At 67.9% G+C, this 15,303-nt stretch carries 15 protein-coding genes; 5 read left to right on the top strand and 10 right to left on the bottom strand.

Annotated elements, in window-relative coordinates; all coding sequences use genetic code 11:
- Positions 1-21: 21 nt before the first annotated feature.
- Positions 22-1,941, bottom strand: a complete 1,920-nt coding sequence (locus RI841_RS07120; RefSeq protein ID WP_310704897.1) for a DNA topoisomerase III — start codon at positions 1,939-1,941, stop codon at positions 22-24.
- 119 nt (positions 1,942-2,060) lie between these two features.
- Here RI841_RS07120 and RI841_RS07115 point away from each other — a divergent pair, with 119 nt between their 5' ends.
- Together RI841_RS07115 and RI841_RS07110 are read left to right on the top strand one after the other, a co-directional pair.
- A complete protein-coding gene (locus RI841_RS07115; RefSeq protein WP_310704896.1) occupies positions 2,061-3,305 on the top strand; it encodes an AarF/ABC1/UbiB kinase family protein in 1,245 nt (414 codons plus the stop codon).
- 84 nt (positions 3,306-3,389) lie between these two features.
- Entirely contained in the window at positions 3,390-5,210 is a 1,821-nt protein-coding gene (locus RI841_RS07110; protein ID WP_310704895.1) for an SEC-C domain-containing protein, read from the top strand.
- 22 nt (positions 5,211-5,232) lie between these two features.
- On the opposite strand, the gene RI841_RS07105 is transcribed toward RI841_RS07110, so the two are convergent.
- Together RI841_RS07105 and RI841_RS07100 are read right to left on the bottom strand one after the other, a co-directional pair.
- Entirely contained in the window at positions 5,233-6,594 is a 1,362-nt protein-coding gene (locus RI841_RS07105) for an AmpG family muropeptide MFS transporter (protein WP_310704894.1), read from the bottom strand.
- A gap of 46 nt (positions 6,595-6,640) precedes the next feature.
- Positions 6,641-6,787, bottom strand: coding sequence for a hypothetical protein (locus RI841_RS07100; RefSeq protein WP_310704893.1), 147 nt, complete (start codon positions 6,785-6,787; stop codon positions 6,641-6,643).
- Here RI841_RS07100 and rfaH point away from each other — a divergent pair.
- The 3 genes from rfaH to ccoM all read left to right on the top strand — a co-directional run bounded on the left by rfaH (position 6,786) and on the right by ccoM (position 8,122).
- Positions 6,786-7,328 carry a transcription/translation regulatory transformer protein RfaH gene (gene rfaH / locus RI841_RS07095; protein ID WP_310704892.1) on the top strand — a complete coding sequence of 181 codons (543 nt, stop codon included), beginning with the start codon at positions 6,786-6,788 and terminating at the stop codon, positions 7,326-7,328. The two genes, RI841_RS07100 and rfaH, sit on opposite strands and share 2 nt — an antisense overlap.
- 42 nt (positions 7,329-7,370) lie before the next feature.
- Positions 7,371-7,877 (top strand): peptidylprolyl isomerase, encoded by a 507-nt coding sequence (locus tag RI841_RS07090; protein ID WP_310704891.1) that lies wholly within the window; start codon positions 7,371-7,373, stop codon positions 7,875-7,877.
- 128 nt (positions 7,878-8,005) lie between these two features.
- A complete protein-coding gene (gene ccoM / locus RI841_RS07085) occupies positions 8,006-8,122 on the top strand; it encodes a cytochrome c oxidase subunit CcoM (RefSeq protein WP_281380741.1) in 117 nt (38 codons plus the stop codon).
- Between the two features lie 118 nt (positions 8,123-8,240).
- Here the strand turns inward: ccoM and RI841_RS07080 are convergent, their stop codons facing one another.
- The 7 genes from RI841_RS07080 to RI841_RS07050 form a co-directional block, all read right to left on the bottom strand.
- Positions 8,241-8,978 (bottom strand): transglycosylase SLT domain-containing protein, encoded by a 738-nt coding sequence (locus RI841_RS07080; RefSeq protein WP_405000921.1) that lies wholly within the window; start codon positions 8,976-8,978, stop codon positions 8,241-8,243.
- Positions 8,914-10,635, bottom strand: a complete 1,722-nt coding sequence (locus tag RI841_RS07075; protein ID WP_310704890.1) for a proline--tRNA ligase — start codon at positions 10,633-10,635, stop codon at positions 8,914-8,916. The genes RI841_RS07080 and RI841_RS07075 overlap by 65 nt, the downstream gene beginning before the upstream one ends.
- A gap of 151 nt (positions 10,636-10,786) precedes the next feature.
- Entirely contained in the window at positions 10,787-11,542 is a 756-nt protein-coding gene (locus tag RI841_RS07070) for a DUF3307 domain-containing protein (protein WP_310704889.1), read from the bottom strand.
- A complete protein-coding gene (locus tag RI841_RS07065; RefSeq protein WP_310704888.1) occupies positions 11,539-12,174 on the bottom strand; it encodes a hypothetical protein in 636 nt (211 codons plus the stop codon). The genes RI841_RS07070 and RI841_RS07065 overlap by 4 nt, the downstream gene beginning before the upstream one ends.
- A 111-nt stretch (positions 12,175-12,285) precedes the next feature.
- Positions 12,286-13,464: a VWA domain-containing protein gene (locus RI841_RS07060; protein WP_310704886.1), complete on the bottom strand. Its 1,179-nt coding sequence runs from the start codon at positions 13,462-13,464 to the stop codon at positions 12,286-12,288.
- A gap of 3 nt (positions 13,465-13,467) precedes the next feature.
- Positions 13,468-14,322 carry a MoxR family ATPase gene (locus RI841_RS07055; protein ID WP_310704885.1) on the bottom strand — a complete coding sequence of 285 codons (855 nt, stop codon included), beginning with the start codon at positions 14,320-14,322 and terminating at the stop codon, positions 13,468-13,470.
- Between the two features lie 236 nt (positions 14,323-14,558).
- A partial coding sequence (locus RI841_RS07050; RefSeq protein WP_310704883.1) for an SDR family oxidoreductase occupies positions 14,559-15,303 on the bottom strand: 745 nt, incomplete at its 5' end.

Genomic DNA, 15,303 nt, shown 5'->3' with positions numbered 1-15,303 from the left:
GGTCATGGGGCACCTCCAGGGTCATGAACGGCGAGTGCGCCGTGGCGCAGCCGCCTTGCGTCTCGGTCCGCCCCGCCGCTTGCCGCGGGGCGAGCGCATCGCCGGGGCCTGTTCGCCCCGGGCGCTGTGCAGTGCCTCACGCATCCAGCCCGCGTCGGCGGCGGCGAGCAGGCCATGCAGGTCTTCGACCAGGGCCGCGAGGAAGGGGGCCGGGGTGTCACTCTGCTCGGCGATCGCGCCCAGGCGCTGCTCCCAGAGCGCGGTACGTTCGGGGCGGCCCACCGCCTCGGGCAGCGAGGCGATCAAGGCACTGCCTAGCCGCGTGGCGCGCAGTGCCTTGGCCTGGCGGACCAGGTAGCCGCGCTCCACCAGTGTCTCGATGATGCCGGCCCGGGTCGCCTCGGTGCCCAGGCCGTCGTGCTCGCGCAGGGTGCGCCGGACCGCCGGGTCCTCGACGTAGCGGGCAATGTTCATCATCGCCTTGATCAGGCTGGCGTCGGTGAAGGGCTCCGGCGGACGGGTCTCGCGGTCCTCGACCTCGGCCGTTTCGACCCGGCACGCTTCCCCCTCACTCAGCGGTGGCAGCGGGGGCGTCTCGTCACGGGTGGTGAACAACGGCTTCCAGCCGGGGTCGAGGATCTCCTGGCCACGGGCGCGGAAGGACTCGTCGAGAATGCAGAACGCCGCCTTCACCTCGCGGGTAGCCAGCGGCGGATAGAATTGGGCCAGGACGTTGCGGGTGATCAGCCGGAAGACATCGGCCTCGGCCTTCTGGAGCCGCGAGAGGTCGGCGGGCTTGCCGGTGGGCGCCAGGGCGTGGTGCGCACCGACCTTGCGGTCGTTCCAGGCCCTGGAGCGCCGCGAGAAATCCGCCCCGGCCAGCCAGCCTCGCAGCGTCTCGTCCCGGCGGCAGGCGCCCTCCAGGGTGGCCCTCGCCGCGGCGAAATGCTCCTCGGGGAGGTAGCGGCAGTCCGAGCGGGGGTAGGTGATCAGCTGGTGGCGCTCATAGAGGCGCTGGCAGATGTCCAGGGTCGCCTTGGCGGAAAGACCGTGGCGTCTGGCGGCGTCGACCTGCAAGGCCGAGAGCGAGTAGGGCAGAGGAGGTGACTGGCGCTTATCGCGGCTCTCGAGGCTGACCAGGTGGCCCTCGGCCCCGGGCAGTCGCTCGGCCAGGGTGGCGGCTGGTTGTCGGGCGAGCAGGCGTCCCTGGTCGTCGAGAGGATGGACTTCTCCCGGCACCCACCAGGCCCGCAGGCGACCCTGGGTCACGGCGAGGTCGGCCCAGAGGACGAAGAAGGGCCTGGGGATGAAGTCGCGGATCTCGGCGTCGCGCCGCACCACCAGCCCCAGCACCGGGGTCTGCACCCGTCCCACCGAGAGCACCCCGTCATGGCCGGCCTGGCGGCCGGTGAGCGTCCAGGCCCGCGTCAGGTTGATGCCATACAGCCAGTCGGCCCGGGCGCGGCACTGGGCCGCCCGGTAGAGGGGCTCGAAGCGGCCATTGTCCTCTAGCCGGGCGAGCGCGCGCTGCACCGCCGGGCGGTTGAGGTCGCTGACCAGCAGCCGCGACACGGGGCCCTTCCAGCCCAGGTGCTCGATCACCTCCTGAACCAGCAGCTGGCCCTCGCGATCGGGGTCACCGGCATGCACCACCTCGCGGGCGGACTTCAGCAGCCGACGGATCACCGCTAGCTGGCCCCGGGCCTTGGGGCGGGGCATCAGCTTCCAATGCGCCGGCAGGATCGGCAGGTGATCGAGACGCCACTGCTTGAAGGCCGGATCGTAGGCATCGGGCGGGGCCTGTTCCAGCAGGTGGCCGAGGCACCAGGTGACCGTGGTATCACCCACCGCCAGGGCGCCCTCCTGCTTACGGGGCGAGCCGGGCAGGGCCTCGGTGATGGCCCGTGCCAGGCTCGGTTTCTCGGCGATGATCAGTCGCATGATGGCTCGTCGCGGTGAATGACATGGACATTCTTCCAGTATTCATCACGACTCGCCAGGTGTAAGCTGCGCCGATATATGTACAATTATTGTACAATGGTCATCAAAGGAGAGAGATCATGCGCGAACGCGGCCGCACCCGGCGCCTGCTGGGACTCGGCGCCCGCACCGGGGGGGCGCTGCTCCGTACCCGAATGGGTGGTCAGGCCGACTGGCGGGCGCTGGGAGAGGCCCTCTTCGAGGGGCTTTCCGAGCTGAAGGGGCCGGCGATGAAGCTGGCCCAGATCATGTCGCAGTGGGACGACCTGCTGCCGCCGGACCTCGCCGAGGAGCTCTCCCGCCTGCAGCGTCAGGCCGAGCCGATGCCCTGGGCGGATATCCACCGCACTTTGGTCGCGGAGTATGGCGATCTGGATGCGGTGTTCTCCGGGATCGAGCATCGTCCCTTCGCCAGCGCCTCCATGGGACAGGTGCACCGCGCCACGACGCTGGACGGTAATACCCTGGTGCTCAAGGTACAGTATCCCGGCCTCGCCGACGTGTTGGAGAGTGACCTGGCGCAGGTGCGACGCCTGATGCGCCTGGGCCGCTGGTTCAAGGTACCTCAGGCGCGCCTGGATGCCCTCTTCGAGGAGCTGGCCGTCAGCCTGCGCGGCGAGCTGGACTACCACGCCGAGGCACAGGCACTGGCCCGCTACCGTGCGCGCTACGCTCACCTCGAGAGCCTGGTGATCCCCGAGCCGCTGCCGGACCTATCCGGCCCACGGGTGTTGGCCATGCGCTACGAGCCTGGAACGCCGCTGCGCGACCTGGAGATGATCGACGACGCCCTTCGCCAGAAGGTGGCCAAGACCCTGGCCGACTGGATCACCGAGGAGCTTTTCACCCATGGTGAACTCCACGCCGACCCTCACGCCGGTAACTTCGCCGTCAACGACCGGAGCCAACTGATCATCTATGACTTGGGGGCGGTGATTCCGGTGCCGGAAGCGCGCCTGCGCGCCATGATGGAACTTCTGGAGGCGACCCTGGCGAAAGACCCCATGGCCATGGATGAGGCACTTCTCAAGATGGGGGGCCGGCAGGGTCAGGGCGCGCCGCTCTCGCTATACCGCGAGTCTGCCGAGGCGGTGGCACCGCTGTTCCAGCCCGGTGAACAGGACTTCGGCGACGTGCGGGTTCATCGCCGACTTCGCGACCTGACCCCCAAGGTCTGGGCGGCCATGGACCGTCTACAACCTCCGGCGGATACGCTGCTGCTGTCGCGCACCCTCAATGGCCACTACTGGAACCTGGTGCGCCTCGGCGCGAGACTCGACATGGCCGAGCGTACCCGGCCGTTGTTCTCCAGAAGGCATGCCTGATCCCCCGGACAGGCGACAGACCCACCTGCCCAGCCGGGCGCCGGACTGGTAGACTATGCCGTTTTCCAAACGTTGGAGTGCGCGATGCTGGCAGTATGGGTAGAACAGCTGCTGGGCTTTGCCTCGGGGGCGCTCAAGGCGATTCGCCAGGACGAGCGCTACCCCACGCTGATGGCCTGGGCCCGCGACGAGGGACCGGCGCTGGTCGGCGGCGACCTGGCGTTGGCCCAGGCGCTGGCCCCGGAACTCTGGTCGCAGACCCCGCTGGCGCGACTCGACTTCGCCGCCGAGCCGCTGGCCCGGCCAGGACGCAACGAGCCGTGCTGGTGTGATTCCGGGCGCAAGACCAAGCACTGCTGCGGGGCGGTCAGCCTGCCCGGGCACGTGCCACCGCACCTGATGTGGATGCTCTCGCTGCGCGACTGGAAGGGCAGCACCCTCAAGGCCGCCCTGGCCAGCGGCCGCGCCCCGGCTCAGGCACTGCTGGAGGCCGGCCTGATCGCTGCCGAGTCCGGCCAGCGCGGGCGGGCCCAGCAGATCCTCGAGTCGTTGTTCGAGCACGGTGACTGGCTGACGCTCCCCGAGCAGGCCGAGCCCGCCTTCGAGATTCTCATCGACCTCTATCAGGAACGCGGTTTCCATCGTAAGCGCGAGGCGCTGCTCGATGCGGTGCTCGACCGTGGACCGTTGTTCCTGCGTGGCGTGGCGCTGGAGCGGCTCTGCCTGATGCACCTGGACAACGACGACCTGGACAGTGCCCGGGCAGCCTTCGTGCGCGCCCAGCAGGCGCTGCCCGACTCGCCGACCCTGGCCTACATCGAAGCCATGTTGCTGCTGCACGAGGGGCATGAGCAAGAGGCCGCCGAGCGGTCACGCTTCTGGTTCCGGCGCCTGGCCCGCCAGGGCGACCTGGACCCCGACCAGCTGCAGTTCCTGGCCGACCTGGCCGAGAACCCCGGGGCGACGCTCGCCGACCAGCTGCTCAGTGCCGAGGAGGATCTGGCCGAGCCGCTGGTGGCCCTGCAGGCGCTGCTGGAATCGTTGTCCGTGGCCCCGCGGCTGGAGATCCGCCGCGGTGATGACGGCGGCCTCGAGTATCACACCACCGCCCGCGAGGACACCCTGTTCGCCGCCTGGCAGAAGGTGTTCCGGGCCCGGGTCGAGAGCGACGCTCCGATGGGATTCGATGAGGATCCCTGGCCCCATGCCGGGGAGTGGCTGCCGGCGCTCTGCGCCCACCCCGAGTGGTTGGACGCCCCGGCCGTGGTGCAATCCCTGGCGCTGGCACTCGCCAGCCGCTTCGGCAGCCTGCCGTGGATGGCGCCAAGCCTGTTCGAACCGCTGTCGAGCCGGCTGGAGCGCTGGCTCGAGCAGGTGCGCGCCGAGGGCGAAGGGCCCTTCCTGTGGGACAGTGCCGACAATGCCGTGCTGCTGCGTACCGGCCTGGCGTTGGTGGTGGGCATGGAGCGCGGCGCTCGGGCGCGTTCCCGCGAACTCGCCGAACGTCTGCTCACCCTGGACGACGAGGACAGCCTGGGCCTGCGCGAGCTGGTACTCGACCAGCTGCTCCGGGAAGGTCGCGATCGCGCGGCCCTGGCCTTGAGCGAGCGGGAGCTCGATGGCGACGACGAGACGCCGCCGTTGGGGCTGCTGATGGGGCGGGTGCTGGCACTCTATCGCCTGGAGCGCCGTGATGAGGCCGCCGAAGCGCTGGGCGTGGTGGTCCGCCACAACCCCCATGCCGTGGCCATGCTGTGTGCCGACAATCCGCGTCCGGTCGGCGGCGAGGGTGTCGCCGAGCCCGGTTCCCGTGCCGAGGCCTGGCAGTACCGGACCCTCATGCGAGACCAGTGGCGGACGACGCACGGTGCGCTGGCGTGGCTGCAGGCGCGGCTGGCCGACTGACCGAGCAGCTGGCTCAGGGCCGTCAGGCGGCCCGGGGCGCCGGCACCAGCTCAGGGTCGCGGCTGATCCAGATCGCCAGCAGTACCGCCGGCAGCCCCAGCAGCATGGAGATCAGGAAGAAGGTCGAATAGCCCTCGATCTCCACCACCAGGCCGCCAAAGCCGCTGAGGAACTTGCCCGGCAGGGTCATCAGCGACGAGAAGAGTGCGTACTGGGTAGCCGTGTACGCACGCGAGGTGAGGCTCGAGAGAAAGGCGATGAAGACCGCACTGGCCAGGCCGTTGGCCAGGTTGTCGCCGATGATCGCCATGACCAGCATCGGCAGGCTCTGGCCGGCCATCGCCAGCGCCGTGAACAGCAGGTTGGTCAGGGCCGCAGCCACCGCCCCCAGTATCAGGATCGGCCCGATGCCGTAGCGGGCTACCAGCAACCCCCCGAGGATTCCCCCGCCGATGCTCATGGCGATACCGAAGACGTTGGTCACGTTGGCGATGGTGGCCAGCGTGAAGCCGAGATCGATATAGAGCGGGTTGGCCATGGAGGCCATGGCCAGGTCGCTGATCCGGAATACCGCCACGAACAGCAGCAGCCACAGCGCCTTGCGCCGGTGGCGAGTGAAGAAGTCGGTGAAGGGGCAGACGATCGCCCCGATCACCCAGGCCCCCAGCCGCCGCAGTGGCTTCGGCCGGCCGCGGGAGGCCCGCAGGAAGGCCCGCACCCGGCGTTCATGGATCAGTTGGACGGTCAGCGAGAGTCGCTCGGGTTCCGGGCGCAGCAGCACCGTGATCGCGCCGATGCCCACCAGTGCGGCCATGGTCAGGTAGGCCGCCTCCCAGGAGGCCAGCGAGGCCACGTAGAGGGCGCCCGCTCCGGCTGCCAGCAGCCCGCCGCGATAGCCGATGATGTAGGTCGAGGCCATGGCCGCCTGGACATCCTCCGGGGCAGACTCGATGCGGAAGGCGTCAATGGCGATGTCCTGGGTCGCACTGCCGAAGGCCACCAGCAGGGCGAAGGCGGCCACCAGGGGCAGGTGGCCCACGGGGTCGACGCCGGCCAGCCCCACCAGGCCGCTGGCAATCATCGCCTGGGCCAGCAGCATCCAGCCCCGACGCTGGCCGAGGGTGCGGGTCAGCAGCGGCAGGGCGAGCCGATCCACCACCGGGGCCCAGAAGAACTTGATCGAATAGAGCATGCCGATCCAGGCAAAGAAGCCGATGGCCGCCACCTCGACGCCGGTGCTGCGCAGCCAGGCCGAGAGGGTCGAGAACACCAGCAGGAAGGGCAGGCCGGCGGAGAAGCCCAGGAACAGCATGGTGATGACCGGCGCACGCAGGTAGATGGCCAGGGCATCACGCCAGCTGCGTTGGGCGATAGGGTTTGGCATGTCGGGCAGCGCTCCTTGCTTGCGTCGGACGCGACGCAGGCCTCGATCATCGATGATAAAATCCCGGATCGGCAGTCGGGTCATGCAGTGTCCGACCCATGTCATCCGCGCGATATTTGCCGGGCTGGTATGCGGTGGGATTGTTGCAGAGCCCCGGCAATGACACCAGCAGGAACCCGATCAGGAGCGACATGAGCGATTCCGAGATTCGCCAGGCCGAGGTCGATGATGCCGTGCCCCGCTGGTATGTGATCCAGTGCAAGGGAGGGGAGTCCTTCCGCGCCGCCGAGCACCTGGCCAACCAGGGCTACGAGATTTTTCACCCCGTGCTCCAGGTCCAGAAGAAGCGCCGCGGTAAGCTCGAGTGGGTCAGCGAGCCGTTGTTTCCCTACTACCTGTTCATCCGGCTCGACCGTCTGGCCAGCAACTGGCGCCCCATCCGCTCTACCCGCGGCGTGCTCAAGATCGTCACCTTCGGCCTGGACATGCCGGTGCCGGTCAGCGATGACCTGATCGAGACGCTGCTCGCGCACGGCAGTGGGGAAGAGGATGCGACCTCGAACGTCTACTTCCGTGCCGGCGAGCCGGTGGAGATCACCCAAGGGCCCTTCAAGGACCTGCAGGCCGTGTTTGCCAGCCACAAGGGCGAGGAGCGCGCCATCGTGCTGCTCAACATGCTGCACAAGCAGCAGCGCCTGGAGATGCCCGTCGGCCAGCTGCGGCGTCGCGACTAGGTCCTCCGCTCACTCATTCACCCAATTGCCTCAGGAGACCCCATGACCATCGCCCCCCAACGGGTCGTGACCCTGCATTATGTGCTCAGCGATCAGGACGGCAGTGTTCTCGATGACTCCCGTGCCCGCGGGCAACCCCTCGAATACCTGCATGGGCACGGCAACCTCATGCCTGGCCTGGAGCGTGCCCTGGCGGGCCAGGACACCGGCGCGCAGCTCTCCGTCACCCTGATGCCGGCTGAGGCCTATGGGCTACGCGACGAGGCGCTGGTGCGCGAGGTCAGTCGCCATGCTTTCCCGGTGGAGGAAGTCGCGGCGGGCATGCGCTTCCAGACCCCGGGTGACGACGGCCCCGAGATCGTCACCGTGCTCGAGGTCCGTGACGACGCCGTGGTCATCGACACCAATCATCCGCTGGCCGGGCAGGTCCTGCGCTACCGCCTCGAGGTGCTGGAGGTGCGCGACGCCACCCGTGCCGAGCTCGCCAAGGGCCATCCGCTGCCGCCGGACACCGAGCCTGGCGAGGTCGAGGACAAGAAGATGCCGTGAAAACTGACCTGGATCAACGGATTTCCCGCGGCCCGACGAGGTCGTGGAGAAACTTGATACAGGTCAGCTTTCCCATCCACCGAACGGGCTACAGTTCTCCCAACACATCGGGACGGGAGGACACCACCATGTATCTGGATGACGCCGTAATCTTCGGGCTTGTTACCGTCGCGATGATGGTCGCTTTCATGGGGGGCTGGATCGCATTCATTGTTCGCGACCATCATCGCAAGAACAAGCACTGATCCAGCCGCCTCAAGAGTCGTCAGGGGAGGGGGGAGCTTTCCCCCCAGTGGCCGGCCCGTTTGGGTCGGCTTTTTTTCGCCGGCACGGGGCAAGACGTCGATCGGAGCCGGTCTGAGGTCAGCGCTCGGCGGTGGAGCGCACCGCGGCGGGACTCGTTGGCGACCAGTGGCGGGTCAGGGCACGCATCACCCGCTCCGGGTACCAGGTCTTGCCCAGGCTGCCGTTGTAGCGTGCCAGCGCCCGTGTCAGGTCGCCGCCCTCCACGGTCAGGTAGTGGGCCAGGATGGTGCAGCCGTAGCGCAGGTTGCGATGCGGGTCCTTGAGGTCGTCTGCCGGCAGGCCCAGCTCGCGGATCCAGAACGGCATGATCTGCATCAGGCCCACGGCACCGGCCGAGGAGACGGCCTCGGCCTGAAAGGCGCTCTCCACCTGAATCACCGCCAGTACCAGCTCCGGTGCCAGGCCGGCCAGCCGCGCCTCATGGTGGATGCGGCCGAGCAGTTCACGACGCCTTGCCGGCTCCGGCAGGTAGCGGGCAAGGCGCGGCTCCATGTCATTGAGCCACTGGCGGGCGGCCCAGATATCGGCGGGGGCCATGGGTGCACCGCGGATACCGTCGAGGGTGCCGCGCAGGCTGGCGGGGGGCTCTGGCAGGGCCCGCACGAAGGGCGCGGGCTGGTCGGGCGACAGCGAGCTCGGCAGGGCGGCGATGAAGTCCCCGTCGCCCTGGGCCAGCGCGGCAGTGGCCCAGAGGCAGCAGGCCGCCGCCTTGGCGGCGGCCCGGTGGCCTTCAGCGAGCGACCTTCTCGCCCAGGAAGTCGAGGATCTGCTCGGCCGGTACCATGGTAGCGTCACTGTCACGGCGTCCCTTGTACTCCAGTTCTCCCTTGTCCAGGCCGCGGTCGCCGACCACCAGACGATGGGGAATGCCCATCAGCTCGTGGTCGGCGAACCGCACACCGGGACGCAGGTCACGGTCGTCCAGCAGGACCTCGAAGCCGGCGGCGGTGAGGGCCTGATACAGCCGCTCGGACTCCTCGCGCACCCGCTGCGACTTGTGAGCATTCATCGGTACCATCGCGATCTGGAAGGGGGCGATGGCATCGGGCCAGATGATACCGGCATCGTCATGGTTCTGCTCGATGGCGGCGGCCACGACGCGGGTCACACCGATACCATAGCAGCCCATCCAGGGATGCACGGCACGACCTTCGTCGCCGAGCACGGTAGCATCCATCGCCTCGCTGTACTTGCGACCCAGCTGGAAGACGTGGCCGACCTCGATGCCGCGCTTGATCGCGAGCACGCCCTTGCCATCCGGTGAGGGGTCGCCCTCGACCACGTTGCGGATGTCGTAGGCGGGGGGCAGCACCACATCGCGCTCCCAGTTGATGCCGAAGTAGTGCTTGCCGTCGACATTGGCACCGGCGCCAAAGTCGCTCATCAGGGCGACCGAGCGGTCGATGATGATCGGCATCTCGAGGTTCACCGGGCCGAGCGAGCCGGGACCGGCCCCCACCGCTGCGCGGATCTCCTCTTCGCTGGCCATGGTCAGCGGGGCGGCCACCTCGGGGAGGTTCTCGGCCTTGACCTCGTTGAGTTCATGATCACCGCGTACCAGCAGGGCCACCAGGCCGCCTTCGGCGCCGTGCACCATCAGGGTCTTGAGGGTCTTCTCGATGGGCAGGCCGTGCTGCTCCACCAGAGCGGCGATGGTCCGGGCATTCGGGGTGTCGACCAGCCGCAGCTCCTCGCTGGGGGCCGGGCGCCGGACGTCGCTGCCCAGCGGCGCGGGCAGGGCATCGGCCTTCTCCATGTTGGCGGCATAGTCGGACTCGGTGGAGAAGACGATGTCGTCCTCGCCGGAGTCGGCCAGTACGTGGAACTCGTGGGAGCCGGTGCCGCCGATGGCGCCGTTGTCGGCGATCACCGGACGGAAATCGAGACCCAGGCGGGTGAAGATGCGCACATAGGCGTCATACATCACCTGGTAGGTCTCCATCAGCGAGGCCTCGTCAACGTGGAAGGAGTAGGCGTCCTTCATGATGAATTCGCGGGAGCGCATCACCCCGAAGCGCGGCCGGATCTCGTCGCGGAACTTGGTCTGGATCTGGTAGAAATTGGCCGGTAGCTGCTTGTAGCTGGCGATCTCCTTGCGCACCAGGTCGGTGATCACCTCCTCGTGGGTAGGGCCGACGCAGTAGTCGCGCTCGTGACGATCCTTGAGGCGCAGCAGTTCCGGGCCGTACTGCTCCCAGCGCCCCGATTCCTGCCACAGCTCGGCGGGCTGCACCGCCGGCATCAGCACCTCCTGGGCGCCGGCGCGATCCATCTCCTCGCGGACGATGCGCTCGACCTTGCGCAGGGTCTTGAGACCCAACGGCAGCCAGGTATAGAGACCGGAGGTGAGGCGGCGGATCATCCCCGAACGCAGCATCAGCTGATGGCTGATGACCTCGGCATCGGCGGGAGTTTCCTTCAGGGTGGCGATCAACAGTTGGCTAGCGCGCATGGGTCCGGCGGTTCCTCGAGCGTGTTCGTGCGGGTGACGGAAGCGGGGCCGCGCAGGTCGGCGGCAATGACCGAGCATTGTACGGCCCGCTGTCCGAGGCGGCAAAAGCTTGTGCTTCCGGGGCTGCTGGCCAGGGGGCACCGGCCCATCTTCAGCCCTCGAGCAGCAGCAGGCGCACCAGCATGCCCAGCACCAGAGTGCTGGAAACGCTTAGCAGGGTGCCGAGCAGTACGTACTCGGTGAGCTTGCGGTCGCGGGAGTCGCGCAGGTCGCCGAAGCGCAGCACTGACTTGGCGGCGAGCAGGAAGCCGACCGCGGTGAGCTGGTCCAGCAGCACCAGGGTCAGCACCAGCAGCCGTTCCAGCACGCCGATGCGTGCCCCGGCGCTGGCCAGGGTGCCGGTCTCCTCGAGCTGCGCGCTCCAGCGCTGCATGATCAGGGCGATGGCAATCGACAGCGGGCGTGTCACCAGCAGGTAGGCGGCGGCGACTCCCAGCACTCCCGGCGAGATGAGCCAGGCGGCGAGCTCCCGCAGCGGGGCCAGGCTGGCGAGCCAGGCCAGCCAGAGCCCCAGCAGTACCAGCAGGTGAGCGGCCTGGTCGAGCAGGAACCAGCGCAGTTCGCCGGCCGGCAGCCGGGCCTTGGTCAGGTCGATCAGCCAATGGCTGGCGGCGACCGTCAGGGCGCCCAGCAACACCGCGGCCAGGCCCCGGGGGATGGCCGCGGTTGCCACCAGCAGCACGCCTGCGGCGAGCAGGCCATGCAGGCTGGCATGCTGGAGCAGGCGCGGGGAACGGTGGCGCAGGCGATAGCGCTCTTCCACCCAGGCGAGCGGCTGCAGCAGGAAGTCGCCGACCAGATGGCCCAGCATCAACCCCATGAGCAGCGAGAGGGCATCGGCATTCATGACGTGCCCTCCTCGTCGGCGAGACGCTGATTCAGGTAGTCGAGAGTATCGTCAAGCAGGGCCCAGCGCGCGGCGCGCAAGCGCTTGTGAACGCTGGGTTGGCGGATGCCCAGTTGTTCGGCCAGGGCCTGCTGGGAGGCGTCGTGGCGCAGGCTCAGGCCGACGACTTCGGCAGAGTAGGGCGACCAGCCATCGAGCAGGTCGTCGACGAAGCGCACCAGCAGGGCGAGGCCGGGATCCTCGGGCGCACCCAGCCGGGTCAGCGACAGGTGGGCACTTCCATTGGCCAGGGTATCCAGGGCACGTCCCGAGGCCACGAAGGTAGCGCCGTCGCCTTCCGCGATGTCTCCCTCCGCCGGCCCGACCGCCACGGCGATACGGGCATCCCAACGCTGGTCGGGCTCGGAGTGCTCGATCAGCGACGCCCTCAGGGCCACTGCGGCTTCCATGGCCGCTGCTGCCCGGGGCAGGGCGAGCTGGAAGCCGTCGCCGCGGAAGCGTTCGCCGTGGCCGCCATGGCGGGAGGCCAGTTCGCCCAGGCGGTCATCCAGCAGTTGATAGAGGCGAGGTCGGTCGTCGATCTTGCGCGAGTCGATCACGTCGCCTGTCAGGACGGCGATGCGCCGTGGCATGGCTCTTCCTCCCGGAGTGTGTCTCGAGTATAGCCCTAAAGGGCTATTCATCAACCTAATAGCCTTAAAAGGTTATAATGGCAATAAATAGCCCATGAGGACTATAAATGCCTAGCGAGCCAGTTCCCGCATGGCGCTCTCCAGCCCTTCCAGCGTCATGGGGAACATGCGGTCGTCGATCAACTGGCGGATCAGCGTCGTGGAGTGCGTATAGTCCCAGGCGCGCGGCGGCATGGGGTTGAGCCAGGCCAGGCGCGGGAACGTGTCGACCAGTCGCTTGAGCCAGACCGCCCCGGGTTCGTCGTTGAGGTGCTCGACGCTGCCGCCGGGGTGGGTGATCTCGTAGGGCGACATGGCGGCGTCGCCGACGATCACCACCTGGTAGCCGTCGCCATAGGTGTGCAGCACGTCCTGGGTGGGGATGCGCTCCTCGAAGCGCCGTGCATTGCTGCGCCACAGCCCCTCATAGACGCAGTTGTGGAAGTAGTAAGGCTCCAGGTGCTTGAACTCCGAGCGTGCCGCCGAGAACAACTCTTCGCAGGTGCGAATGTGGTCGTCCATGGAGCCGCCCACATCGAGCAGCAGCAGCACCTTCACCGCGTTGTGGCGCTCGGGGCGCATCTGCACGTTGAGCAGGCCGCCGTCGCGGGCCGTCTCGCGAATGGTGGCGTCCACATCGAATTCCTCCGGCGCCCCCTGGCGGGCGAACTTCCTGAGTCGGCGCAGCGCCATCTTGATGTTGCGCGTGCCCAGTTCCAGGGAGTCGTCGTAGTCGCGGAAGCGCCGCTCGTCCCATACCTTCACAGCGCGGCGATGGCGTGAGCCGTCCTGGCCGATGCGTATGCCCTCGGGGTTGTAGCCATAGGCGCCGAAGGGGCTGGTACCACCGGTGCCGATCCACTTGTTGCCGCCGGCGTGGCGCTCCTTCTGCTCTTCCAGGCGCTGCTTGAAGGTCTCGATCAACTGCTCCAACCCGCCCAGAGACGCGATCTGGGCCTTCTCTTCCTCGGAGAGCTGCTTCTCGAACTCGCGGCGCAGCCAGTCGTCGGGAATCAGCGCCTCGATGGCGGCGTCCATGTCCTCCAGCCCCTCGAACCAGGCGGCGAAGGCGCGATCGAAGCGGTCGAAGTGGCGCTCGTCCTTGACCATCACGGTGCGGGCGATCCGATAGAAGGCCTCCATGTCGGCGAACACCACGCCGCGCTCCACCACCGCGTGGAGGTCGAGCAGCTCGCGCAGCGATACCGGGACGCCGTGGCGCTTGAGGGTCTCGAACAGGCCAATGAACATCCGTCAGCGCCTCTGGTAGCCCTGGCGGCGCATCATGAACGCCAGCCGTTCCAGTAACTGTGTATCCTGTTCATTTTTCACCAGGGCCCCGGCCAGCGGCGGGAGCGCCTTCGCCGGGTCGCGGTGATAGAGCGATTCCTTGGCCAGCTCATCACCCATCAGCAGCTTCAGCCAGTCCACCAGCTCGGAGGTAGAGGGCTTCTTCTTGAGGCCCGGCGCCTGGCGCAGGTCGAAGAATACCTCCAGTGCCTCGCCGACAAGTCTCGGGGCAACCTCCGGGAAGTGCACATCGACGATCGCCTGCATGGTCTCGCGGTCGGGGAACTCGATGTAGTGAAAGAAGCAGCGCCGCAGGAAGGCGTCGGGCAGCTCCTTCTCGTTGTTGGAAGTGATGACGATGATCGGGCGGTGGCGGGCGCGAATGGTCTCGCCGGTCTCGTAGACATGGAACTCCATGCGATCCAGCTCCTGGAGCAGATCGTTGGGGAACTCGATGTCCGCCTTGTCGATCTCGTCGATCAGCAGCACCACCCGCTGGTCTGCGGTGAAGGCCTCCCACAGCTTGCCGGGTCTGATGTAGTGGGCGACGTTCTCCACGCCCTCGACACCCAGTTGGGAGTCGCGCAGGCGGCTTACCGCGTCATACTCGTAGAGCCCCTGGGCGGCCTTGGTGGAGGACTTGATATGCCAGGTAAGTAGTGGCGTGCCCAGCGAGGCCGCCAGCTCCTCGGCGAGCAGGGTCTTGCCGGTGCCGGGCTCGCCCTTGATCAGCAGCGGTCGCTCCAGGGTCACGGCGGCATTCACTGCCTGTTTCAGGGCCTCGGTGGCTACGTAGGTGGACGTGGAAGTAAATGCCATGGGGCTTGCCTCGGCTGGGGAAGCACTGCACAAATGTCTGCACGGGCGAATCGCTTCGTTGCGCGCTGCTCGACATCCTCACCTGGTACCGCATAGGCTCCGGCGTCTGCGCTGCGGGCGCCTTGCGCTTCATCCCGCTCGACTATTTGTTCAGCGTTTCCCTGAATCGTCGGGAAAGGTTCGTAATCAAACGAGTGTACGAAAGGGCACGGGAGGCGACAAATCCTGCCGCCATCTCAGTCGGCGTAGATCATCCGGCGCGTCATGCCGCCGTCCACCACCAGGTTCTGGCCGGTGATGAAGCCCGCCTGGTCGGAGAGCAGGAAGGCCGCCATGGCGGCGATATCCTCGGGGTGACCGACGCGTCCGACCGGGTGCTGGTCACGGTCGATATCGCGATGTCCCACCGGCGCGCGGCGTGACGCCTTCTGCCAGTCGCCGACCTCGATCCACCCCGGGCTGATGGCGTTGACGCGAATCTCGGGGCCGAGGCTGACCGCCAGGGCATGGGTGAGCGCCACCACGCCGCCCTTGCTGGCGGCATAGGCCTCGGTATCGGGTTCCGACTGCAGGGCCCGGGTGGAGGCCATCAGCACCATGGCGCCGCGGCTCTCGCGCAGGCGGGGGGCGGCGTGCTTGGCGCAGAGCATCGCTCCGGTGAGATGGGTGTCCAGGTAGGCCCGCCAGGTGGCAAGCGGAAGCGACTCCACCGGGCCCTGGAAGGGGTCGGCCAGGCCGGCATTGTGGATCACCCCGTCGAGCCGGCCGAAGCGTGCCACCGTCGCCTCGAGGCTCTCCGCGACCTGGGCCTCGTCGCGCACGTCCGAGACCATGGCCAGCAGGCGCTCCGCCTGGCCGAGGTGTTCGCGGGACTCGGCCAGCGCCTCGGCGTCGATATCGGTAAGGGCCACGCAATCGCCGTGGGCCAGCAGGTGCTTGGCGATGCCCAGGCCGATACCCTGGGCGCCGCCGGTGAGGTAG

The organism is Halomonas sp. (assembly GCF_031581305.1).
Classification (GTDB): Bacteria; Pseudomonadota; Gammaproteobacteria; order Pseudomonadales; family Halomonadaceae; genus Halomonas.
This window is presented reverse-complemented; position numbering and strand designations above follow the sequence as displayed.

Bases quoted from the DNA above. Each gene is read 5' to 3' on its own strand.
- RI841_RS07120 (WP_310704897.1), bottom strand. From the start codon at position 1,941: ATGCGACTGATCATCGCCGAGAAACCGAGCCTGGCACGGGCCATCACC.
- RI841_RS07115 (WP_310704896.1), top strand. From the start codon at position 2,061: ATGCGCGAACGCGGCCGCACCCGGCGCCTGCTGGGACTCGGCGCCCGC.
- RI841_RS07110 (WP_310704895.1), top strand. From the start codon at position 3,390: ATGCTGGCAGTATGGGTAGAACAGCTGCTGGGCTTTGCCTCGGGGGCG.
- RI841_RS07105 (WP_310704894.1), bottom strand. From the start codon at position 6,594: ATGCCAAACCCTATCGCCCAACGCAGCTGGCGTGATGCCCTGGCCATC.
- rfaH (WP_310704892.1), top strand. From the start codon at position 6,786: ATGAGCGATTCCGAGATTCGCCAGGCCGAGGTCGATGATGCCGTGCCC.
- RI841_RS07100 (WP_310704893.1), bottom strand. From the start codon at position 6,787: ATGTCGCTCCTGATCGGGTTCCTGCTGGTGTCATTGCCGGGGCTCTGC.
- RI841_RS07090 (WP_310704891.1), top strand. From the start codon at position 7,371: ATGACCATCGCCCCCCAACGGGTCGTGACCCTGCATTATGTGCTCAGC.
- ccoM (WP_281380741.1), top strand. From the start codon at position 8,006: ATGTATCTGGATGACGCCGTAATCTTCGGGCTTGTTACCGTCGCGATG.
- RI841_RS07075 (WP_310704890.1), bottom strand. From the start codon at position 10,635: ATGCGCGCTAGCCAACTGTTGATCGCCACCCTGAAGGAAACTCCCGCC.
- RI841_RS07070 (WP_310704889.1), bottom strand. From the start codon at position 11,542: ATGAATGCCGATGCCCTCTCGCTGCTCATGGGGTTGATGCTGGGCCAT.
- RI841_RS07065 (WP_310704888.1), bottom strand. From the start codon at position 12,174: ATGCCACGGCGCATCGCCGTCCTGACAGGCGACGTGATCGACTCGCGC.
- RI841_RS07060 (WP_310704886.1), bottom strand. From the start codon at position 13,464: ATGTTCATTGGCCTGTTCGAGACCCTCAAGCGCCACGGCGTCCCGGTA.
- RI841_RS07055 (WP_310704885.1), bottom strand. From the start codon at position 14,322: ATGGCATTTACTTCCACGTCCACCTACGTAGCCACCGAGGCCCTGAAA.